At 36.6% G+C, this 9,210-nt stretch carries 12 protein-coding genes; 6 read left to right on the plus strand and 6 right to left on the minus strand.

The annotated features are described in order from the left end of the window. Positions 1-925 precede the first annotated feature (925 nt). Entirely contained in the window at positions 926-1,066 is a 141-nt protein-coding gene (locus B5354_RS20325; RefSeq protein WP_176142369.1) for a hypothetical protein, read from the minus strand. Between the two features lie 188 nt (positions 1,067-1,254). Here B5354_RS20325 and B5354_RS00325 point away from each other — a divergent pair, with 188 nt between their 5' ends. The 4 genes from B5354_RS00325 (at position 1,255) to B5354_RS00340 (ending at position 3,625) form a co-directional block, all read left to right on the plus strand. Further along, complete coding sequence (locus B5354_RS00325) at positions 1,255-1,734, plus strand: DUF4367 domain-containing protein (protein WP_079524870.1); 480 nt, start codon at positions 1,255-1,257, stop codon at positions 1,732-1,734. A 328-nt stretch (positions 1,735-2,062) separates the two neighbouring features. Beyond that, positions 2,063-2,560, plus strand: coding sequence for a hypothetical protein (locus B5354_RS00330; RefSeq protein ID WP_079524872.1), 498 nt, complete (start codon positions 2,063-2,065; stop codon positions 2,558-2,560). Positions 2,561-2,574: 14 nt separating this feature from the next. Continuing rightward, positions 2,575-3,126 carry a hypothetical protein gene (locus B5354_RS00335; protein WP_079524874.1) on the plus strand — a complete coding sequence of 184 codons (552 nt, stop codon included), beginning with the start codon at positions 2,575-2,577 and terminating at the stop codon, positions 3,124-3,126. Between the two features lie 196 nt (positions 3,127-3,322). Continuing rightward, a complete protein-coding gene (locus B5354_RS00340) occupies positions 3,323-3,625 on the plus strand; it encodes a hypothetical protein (protein WP_176142370.1) in 303 nt (100 codons plus the stop codon). 8 nt (positions 3,626-3,633) lie between these two features. Here the strand turns inward: B5354_RS00340 and B5354_RS00345 are convergent, their stop codons facing one another. Beyond that, on the minus strand, positions 3,634-4,119 hold the full coding sequence (locus tag B5354_RS00345; RefSeq protein WP_079524878.1) for a hypothetical protein: 486 nt from the start codon (positions 4,117-4,119) through the stop codon (positions 3,634-3,636). 177 nt (positions 4,120-4,296) lie between these two features. Between B5354_RS00345 and B5354_RS00350 the strand changes: the two genes are divergently transcribed. Beyond that, positions 4,297-4,881, plus strand: coding sequence for a hypothetical protein (locus tag B5354_RS00350; RefSeq protein WP_079524880.1), 585 nt, complete (start codon positions 4,297-4,299; stop codon positions 4,879-4,881). A gap of 29 nt (positions 4,882-4,910) precedes the next feature. On the opposite strand, the gene B5354_RS00355 is transcribed toward B5354_RS00350, so the two are convergent. After that, on the minus strand, positions 4,911-5,330 hold the full coding sequence (locus B5354_RS00355) for a type II toxin-antitoxin system death-on-curing family toxin (RefSeq protein ID WP_079524882.1): 420 nt from the start codon (positions 5,328-5,330) through the stop codon (positions 4,911-4,913). 15 nt (positions 5,331-5,345) lie between these two features. Next, on the minus strand, positions 5,346-5,627 hold the full coding sequence (locus tag B5354_RS00360; RefSeq protein WP_079524883.1) for an AbrB/MazE/SpoVT family DNA-binding domain-containing protein: 282 nt from the start codon (positions 5,625-5,627) through the stop codon (positions 5,346-5,348). 717 nt (positions 5,628-6,344) lie between these two features. Between B5354_RS00360 and B5354_RS00365 the strand changes: the two genes are divergently transcribed. Further along, positions 6,345-6,827: a replication/maintenance protein RepL gene (locus tag B5354_RS00365; protein ID WP_079524885.1), complete on the plus strand. Its 483-nt coding sequence runs from the start codon at positions 6,345-6,347 to the stop codon at positions 6,825-6,827. A gap of 113 nt (positions 6,828-6,940) precedes the next feature. On the opposite strand, the gene B5354_RS00370 is transcribed toward B5354_RS00365, so the two are convergent. Continuing rightward, positions 6,941-7,486 carry a hypothetical protein gene (locus tag B5354_RS00370; protein WP_079524886.1) on the minus strand — a complete coding sequence of 182 codons (546 nt, stop codon included), beginning with the start codon at positions 7,484-7,486 and terminating at the stop codon, positions 6,941-6,943. A 212-nt stretch (positions 7,487-7,698) separates the two neighbouring features. Continuing rightward, positions 7,699-8,901: a MobV family relaxase gene (gene mobV, locus B5354_RS00375; RefSeq protein WP_139377024.1), complete on the minus strand. Its 1,203-nt coding sequence runs from the start codon at positions 8,899-8,901 to the stop codon at positions 7,699-7,701. Positions 8,902-9,210 lie beyond the last annotated feature (309 nt).

Genomic DNA, 9,210 nt, shown 5'->3' on the forward strand with positions numbered 1-9,210 from the left:
CCCAAAACCATCCTATAAGACCTCGCCTTTTTGAAAAAAGGCAATCCCAAAAACTTCCCTCTTTCGAACTCCCCAACCCCTCAATCCTTGAGGGGCTCCCTCGCCGGTAGGCAGGAACAAAAAAGGGTTTTTGTTCGGTGCCAAGAGGGTTCGGGTGCATCCAGTATGTCCACTCCTTAAATTCCTTCCACTTTCGTTTCAGTCAGCCATTTACCGTGGACACACGCTCAGAAAGACTTTCTTTAAAAAATTTCACATCGCTCTTAAATCATTTTAAAGCATCTCTAAACCGTTTAGTGCTTCTTAATACATATAAGGGTGCTCTTCATATTTAAATGGAACTATACCCCTTTTCTGTTCGTTTTAGCTTTGCTAAAAACTAACATTTATGGGGTGTGAAGTTATGAGAATCACTATTGGATGAATTTTTTGCAATTGCATCGGCATACTAATATAATAAGCTTTACAGCAAATGCACTCTTGCCTTTAAGCGTGCGTATCTTCAGAGCGAATTGGGTCTTTAACCAGTATATGGGAAACAGCCTTTACTAGTAATCGGGCTGAATCAGGATCAAGCTTTCCATAAAAATCTTGCTGTTCTGATTTGAAAAGCTTGTACACTGAAAGCGCAAAAATTCCTATTAGACCCATTAAAAGAAGCACGATCTTCTAAGGATGCCTCTAACATCTTTGAAGAATCGTGCTTTTTCATGTTATTAACAGATTGCAGATGACCTTTCAGTTGACTGCTCAAATAGTCCTTTTCTATCATCCTCCAAAAAGATTGTGTACTCAAGCTCTAATGAAACAACAGAGATCCATTCTCCGAACGAAAAAGAAGGATATGAAGCTTTAAATTCCCATTTATACAATCTCCTTACTAAGCCATACAATACAACCCATCATGTTGCTGGCTGTAGCTTAATTACAAGATACCTAAGTATTGTAATGCACTAAACAGCACGTTCTTACTAATTAGCAAGGAAAAGTAGATGACTCTCAACCAGTTCCCCGTCTTTTCTACCCTGCAAGGTTTTCTTGCTTCCTTGTTGCCTTTAAGACTCATAGGTGCGTATCCTCCTTTCGACGGAGGACACAGTCCTTGCTACACGTTCCTTATTTTACCACGCAAATAAAGTAAGAACGAATTTATTTTCCACGACCCTAAATCTTTAGCTCCTATAAACAAAATTAGAAAGATGTTATTGTAATAATTGGAAATGTAAAATTATTTTGTGATTGGAGGCTTTAATCTTGAAAATACTATTATTAATGTGTATTAGTACATTCCTGGTTTTATCTGCTTGTGGTAGTTCTAATGATTCCAGTACAAGCGAGAATGTTAGCAAAGATACGATATATCAAGAAAAATTCGTAAATAAACTTGACGAAGCTCAAATATCACCAGAATTACCTCAAAAGATTCCTTATGAAAATTACTCTAAAGATATTAGCATTATGAATTCTCAAAAAACCATATCTATTATGTACATTCCCCAAGATGCAAATATGGGGTTGAAACTGGAAGTTTTTGGGGGAGATGTAAATTTATCAGGTGATGGAGAAACTTTAGAAATCGATCAAGGTAAAGCAACCTATATTAATGCAGATCAGGCACACATTTTAAAGTGGAAAAAAGATAATTTATCTTATACGCTAAGTTCACCAAAAAATGGGGAATTAAATAAAGAAAACCTTATTGAAGTAGCCAATTCATTCGAACGTTTAAAATAAAAATAAAGGGAGGTATTACTTTGGGAATGGCATTAGGTATAGTAGGTGTTTTTCTTGCTATAGGTATAATTCGCGTTTTGCTAGGTATTCCATCTAAACGTAGTCGTTCTGACCAATTCCAGACTCGTGATTATTCCTAGTAATTTAATGATTAACCCAGGTTCCTTAATAATAGGAACCTGGGTTTTTTTATATTTAAAAAGTAGAAATAGTAAAAAAGACTAATTATTTGGAAAATATTGAATTGTAATATAATTACCTTTATACTAATAATTGGTTAAACTAGTTTAGCTAATTATTACAAAATATGAAGAAAAAGGAGAATTCGATGGGGAAAATAATGAAATGCCTTCTATTGGTTGGGACTTTTTTCTTTGGTTTTATACTTACTAACAATTTAACAGGAATAAGTTCAGCTGCATCTAAATTCTGTGATGTATATAGTAGTTGGACTTCTTGTTATAACTACACGGCAAATACTGAACTTGATTGGAATGTTGCAAGAACTGATACTGCACGTAGTGACGGTCCATATTATATTGACGTTTCCAGCACTAAATATGACGTTGGGGTTTATGCACCTGAAAATGGTGGTGGATCATTTTTCACAGGACATTGGATTTATGTTCCGCAAAGTGGTGAATTATATAAGAACCCAGATATTGATTACAGATATTTAACAGACGGCGTGTTTTATATCTCTAATGCAAGCACCGGAGGAAGTGTACAGTATTATGACGGAGAAGAACCAGAAATAACTACACAAATTAGAAATGGCGGATCATATAACGGAAATACTTATATTGTTACTGCGTTAAGACAATAAAGAGGAGGCTAAATATGAGAAAAAAACCATTATTACTAGTTTGTTTAAGTTTGGTTTTGGGATTAATTGCCGGGGGATTATTTCAGTTTACTAGTGGTAATACAGCTAATGCTTCTGATGATAAAGGAAAAAAGACTGGTATTTCTATACAAAAAGATCAAAAAGGAATTGATGTTGCTAAAGAGAAAGTTCCATTTGATGTCGAACTTCCAAAGAAGACATTACCTTTCGAAGTTGAAAGCACAGGTGCTCATACAATGGATGTTGGTGAAAAACCGATGTTAAAGATTGAGTATAAAGGACCTAAAAGTAAAGTTTTTAATATAGAGATTACTGATCAAAAAGTAAACTTAATTGACTCAGGTAAGTCCAAACATGAATCCTTAAATTTAATCAAGGGAGTAAAAGGGACTTATGTTGATAATGGTAATGCTCAAATAATAAATTTCTACTATAATGACAAAAATTATTATTTGACTTATAGTGATCAACTTCCAAAAGAAAACAATCCAATAGATAAGCAGAAGATAATAAAGGTAGCTGAACATATTATAAAAACTAATTAAGATTTTTAAGAACGGAAAGACAGCTGCACAATAATAACTTCTCTCCATATAAAAAGAGACGCCCTTAAAAAGGTGTCTCTTTTTATTACTAGATTTTCTCTTTTAACCCCTTGTTTTGGGGTGTGAGGTGGCTGGGGGTTTGGGGGCTAGCCCCCAAGTTATGAACGTCATGATTTGTAGCTTAAGATGCTGTTTTTTGAACGGATGCTCAGGCGGTTTGGCAGGTACAATGGACCAAACAAGCCGAATCCCTGTGTTCCTCGTTTTGGGTATGCTCGGCTTGGCGACATGCCTGCACCTGCCAAATTTCGTAAGGCAAGGGGGAAAGGGTGGAGATTTTTTGAGTGGGGTTCTCAAAAAATACGACCCGGACCTTGCCTGGAGAAAAGCTCTTACAGTAGATATAGAAGGGGTGCATTTTCATCTGGTGAAAGAGCTTCAACAGCATATTTATCTAAGTCTGTTAATTAATGGAGTTAGTAAAAAGTGGCCTATATAGGCCACTTTTTACTTTAGATGATCCAGTTCGTTTAACAAGTTTTCACTCTGAATAATTAAATCGTTATATTGTAATATAGTCATTATAGATAAAACCACAAAAAGACCAAACAATAAGATGAAAAATATTCTGGACCATATAACAGGAATATCTAATTTATTAGTTGAAACATTTAACTTATTTGAAGATATCTTTATGTAAATACCAGATAATAAAATTAATGCTAGAGTAACTAATATGGAAAATGTCTTTTTAAATTGAGACTCCAACACCTCTAATTCTATGTTATTTTCCTTAAGATTCTCTAACTGAAATTGGTTAGAAACACTTCCTTTCCAGTCATATTCCTGAATAATGACTCTGTTATCCATTTCTTCAATATTAACTCCAAATGGAGTACCATAGTTTCCAAAAGATAAATAGTTATATACAATAAAAATCCCACAAATTATGAGAATGTAAGACAAATAGAAAAATATCTTTTTTCCTTTCATACTTTCCCTCCTTGATGAAAACATATTTTAACACAAAGTATATTATACCAAAAGGAACATCCAAACCTATTATTTCCCTTTTTTTACGATTTTTTAGAAAATTTACAATATATGATAGTATTACAATTGTATGTATGTTATATTACAAAATGTAATAAATAACATAGGAGGGATAAAATGTATTCAAAGATTTTTAAAACCTTTTTAATACTTAGTTTGATATTGTCTGTATTTACGCCTTACTCTGCTTTTGCCAAACAAAAAACTTCAGAAGAAGAAAAATTGAATGAATTGATTGTCAAAATCAAAAATGACCCTCAGTTTACCGATGAACAAGAGGAAAAAGCGATACAACTCGCAAAACAAAAATTTGGTGAGGAAACTGTTAAGTCCTATTCCAAAGATGAACCTGCCCGTGGACCGGAACGCCCTGGTGGGGATCCTGAATGGGATTACATAGGTACTGTTACGGCCACATTGACTAAAAGCGATTTTATTTTTGGATCGACATATGTATATGCAAAGTCTAGTTTGTTAACTTGGCCTATAGGTACTTATAAATATTTGGCAGGTGCTTTAGGGCTGGCTGGTTCTTGGGCAGTTTCAAGCGCGGTACCTGGCAGTACAGAGAAGAATTACAAATATATAAAATATGAGAATGGTCCAAATTATGATTATATCGTAAGAAATTACATTTATGTGTACAAGGATGGTACATATCTAAGCGATAGAACTTATGATGTCAAAGGCGGAGGCTCCTAAAAATCAAAATGAAATTAAAAAAGGATTCCTCATTCTGAGGAGTCCTTTTTTAAGATATGATCTTTAATTTCTTCTACAAGATAATGGATACAATCATTTTCTTTAAACTTATCATCTTTAGTGACATACACCGTAAAATCCTCTGCTTCCTGATTAGTAAATGTGAGTTCATATCCATTCAGATCAAGAAACGTTTCTAATACGACAAGCGCTGTTCGTTTATTCCCATTATGGAAAATATGTCCTCCCCTTGCTATCGAATGATAATAGCAGCAAGCCTTTTCAAGGACAGTGGGAAACTGTTCTTCCCCAAATAATTCGGTTTTGGGTCTTTCTAGCATGGCTGCAAATTTATCCGGGTATTTGATGCCGGCCTGTTCTTGATCATTGTAGAATTCCATCATCGTTACATGTAATAGATAAACTTCTTCCCCTGTGAAATACATCATTTCCCCCAAAACCACCTATCGATCTTTTAAATTGCGAAGGGCATCGTCATACTTTGTGATTGCTCGATTCATCGCTTGTAATACTTCTGGACGAACCCCCTCCGGAACATGGTTTACAGGTTTCATGACCAATCCGTTTTTTTCTTCGTCATAACTAACCACAATTTCATCGCCTTTATTCATCTTTAAGAGCTCGGCTAAATCTTTCGGAACACTGACAGATAGGCTATTTCCGACTTGACTCACGCGACGTGTATAGGTCTTCTCATGTTTGTTTTCCAATGTTTCCACGCTCATTTCTTAACAATCTCCTTTTTAGCTTAAACAGAAAGGGAGGTTTTAAACCCTATCTGTTTATATAATTATGATTGTATAAACAATAATAACACAATTTATCCCCTATTCAATAAAATAAACAGCTAAAAAGGCTTGTTGATCTTTACCAAGTTTTTGGTTTCCCCTTGTTTTGGGGTGGTGGATGGCCAGCCGTGTGGGGACTGAACCCCACGGTCTATAAGCGTCACGATTTGTAGCCTAAGATTACTATTTTGGAACGGTTGCTTTGGCGATTTGGCAGGTACCATGGATAAAACAAGCCGAATCCCTGTGTTCCTCGTTTTGGGTCTGTTCGGCTTGGCGACAGGCCTGCACCTGCCAAATTTCGGAAGGCAAGGGGGAAAGGGTGGAGATTTTTCAGCTTCAGCGATTTGAAAAATACGACCCGAACCTTTCCTGAAGAAAAGCCTTTTGGTTAATTAGTTTCTAACTCTAGTAACAACCTAAATCTATTAAAAGAGAATCTCTTAATTATAGATAAGAGTGAATTTTGAGTGATTTATTGAATAAATGTTGATATGGCAGCTTTTATAGGTGATGTGTTTGTATAAGTTTTCTTTACTATCTGTATAAATTTTTAATATCTTTTGTATAAATTGCATTTATACAATTTATGTATTATATTAAGGTTGTGAGTTAAAATAGAGTTATACAAATAGTAAAGGAGGATTTATACATATGAGTGCTACACCAGAGGAGCAAGGGGACAATGTTACAAAGATGAGCAAATATAAAAAACCTAATGCGACTAGAAAAAAGGTCAAGTTCCTGGGAACAAAGGAATTTATTGATGCTGAAACAGGAGAAAAACAAGAAATGCAAGTCACAGATATAGAAGAACGTGACGCTAATTTCCATAAAATTTGGTTAGGGCACCTTCTTGAAACTCTTGATCTTATAGGCAATAAAAAAATAAAAGTAGCTATGTTCATTATGAATGAGTTAAATAAAGAAAATCAGTTCATAGGTACTCACAGGTATATTGCAGAGAATACAGGAATTTCTCTTCCAACGGTTACTGAAACAATGGGAGTTCTTCAAGAAAGTAACTTTTTAATTAAAGTTAGAAATGGGTTTTATAGGGCCAATCCAGATGTCCTTTTTAAAGGCGGTAAAGCCGATAGAATGAATGTCTTACTTAGATACACTAACGGAGAATAAAATACATAAATAAAAGAAGCAATATTCTATTTGCAATAGAATATTGCTTCTTTTGCAACAAGATGATGCAAAATTGATACATATATGTTGCATAGCTGATGAAACATTAAAACTTATTTACTAAAAAGCTTTTTCCACCATGATTTGTTCTGTTCCTCAGTCGCTGCTGCTATTTGTTTTTGCTCTATGGATTCATTTAACTGCTGCGTTAAAATACGATCACGCTTTTCAAATTCATCTTTCAATTTTTCTTGCATGGCCTTGGCTGTTTCTTCTGCAGCACGTTGCGCAGCTTGATTGGCTACTTGATCAATGTATTCTTTAAATTCACGCTTCGATAAGCGCAGTTCATCCTCTTTTTCTTCATGAACGGGTAGTGTGATTTCGCCGTTATCATTTGTAGGAAACATCGATGCGACAGCTTTTGTGGCGTCCTTCATGCTCATTTTATTCACAAGAAATTCCTTTAATTTACGTAACGGCATGATATCTTTTTCTAAGTATGCACGCCGGTAATGTTCATCACGATAAAAGCGATAATCGGCCTTTTCTAACTCAATCGACCATCTTCGTAGGGTTGAGGTCTTGATGTCAAGCAAATCAGCTATATCTTTCGCCCAATAGGCTTTCTGTGAGTTCCCATTGTTATTGTGATTCATCGCGTTCACCTCGTTGTTAACCATTTCGACATGGACATTACTTTTCCTTGTTCAACGCAAAAAAAATAGGCTTTTTCCCTCTGATCAACAGAAAAAAAGCCTACTCTACTAGGCGGTTAAAACATTTGAAACCTTGTAAGAGAACAACCCTAAATCTTACATTCTCTTCCTTTTTATCCTACCATATGTTCAAAAGAGGGGAATAGGCTTAATTATCGCTCCATTCCCCGGTTTTTGTTCAAACGTTTCTGTTTCACCTCTTGAATTCCTTGATCAAATCCATCCTGTTCATGCTTCGTCAGGTTATCTTTGCGAAAAGCAGGAAGATCACGGTTTTTGGTACTGCGATTTAGTACCTGTTTACAGTAGCCCATCACATGCTCAAACGTCTTTGTAGCTTCAGGAAGGCGCTTTTTATAAAAGTTGTGTATCTTCTGAATGAGGTTGGCCAGCCGATCACGCTCTCGTTTATACCGTTCGGCCAGAGAAGCCTGTTCTTGTAATCTATCATTCTTCTTCTGCAACTTCTGCTTATCTTCCTTCAGCTGCTGATTCTCGTTTTGTAACGCCTTATTCTCGTGTCTCAGCGTTTCCGAAGACTTTGCAAGGGTTTGAATACCCTCATAGTCTTCCCGGCTTAATTTGACCGTCTGAGAGCCAAATAAGCCCCCTTCCTTCACTTGAATATCATCAACCCGTTTCACCTTATCTAAAGAGGCTCCTAATTCATCTAAACGTCCTTTGATATCTTGGATCGATGTTTCCACTTCTTGTTTCTCTGCCTGTTTATCGTTTAATTCTCCTTCTAACGATTGAACCTGTTCTTCCAGCGTTTTCGCTTTAAAATCCTGTGTGCGCAAGTGCTTCACATCGGATCCCTTTTTTCCCCGTTCCAGCTGAAACTGCTGCTTTTTCAGATACTGCGGAAAGTCATCCTGAAGAGCCTGGAGCTCTTTTCGATTAAACACGTTTTTCCCTTGCAGTTTCCCGTCCCGCATCGGTACCACGCCCATATGCATATGCGGCGTTTTCTCATCGTTATGTACCACCGCATAGGCCACATTCTGTTGGCCATACCGTTCAGCTAACCATTCATAGCTTTTCTCAAAAAAACGCTGATGATCTTCTTCGGGTAAACGATCAAAGAACTCCCGATCACTGGTGATCATTAACTCGTTCACGAGCACCGCATCTTTCCTCGTTTTTCTATCAGTGATTTTCTGGCTTTCAATGATCTCTTTGACGCGTTTATTGTAATCAATCTTTTCCTCGTTCACCAGGTCCACATTGAGATGACTTTTCGTCTGATCAATGTCCGGATTCGTCCGACTTTCTCGTTCTCGTTGATTATGAAATTGCATGCCCTTGAGGTCGTGCGATTTCATTTTTTGCATCCGGCAAATCGCATAACTCATGCAACACACCCTCCTCACATCATCCCCTATGCACAAACTCGGCACAAGAGAGACTTTATACCATAAAGTATAGCACACTATACTTTTCATTCGAAAAGTCGTGTGCTCTGCGAGGCTATTTTGGCTTCGCCAAAGGCACGCACACGTGCCTAAACCAAAAAAAGAAGGCTTGCCAGCGCAAGCCCAAAACCATCCTATAAGACCTCGCCTTTTTGAAAAAAGGCAATCCCAAAAACTTCCCTCTTTCGAACTCCCCAACCCCTCAATCCTTGAGGGGCTCCCTCGCCGGTAGGCAGGAACAAAAAAGGG

Source organism: Halobacillus hunanensis, from assembly GCF_900166655.1.
Taxonomy (GTDB): domain Bacteria; phylum Bacillota; class Bacilli; order Bacillales; family Halobacillaceae; genus Halobacillus_A; species Halobacillus_A hunanensis.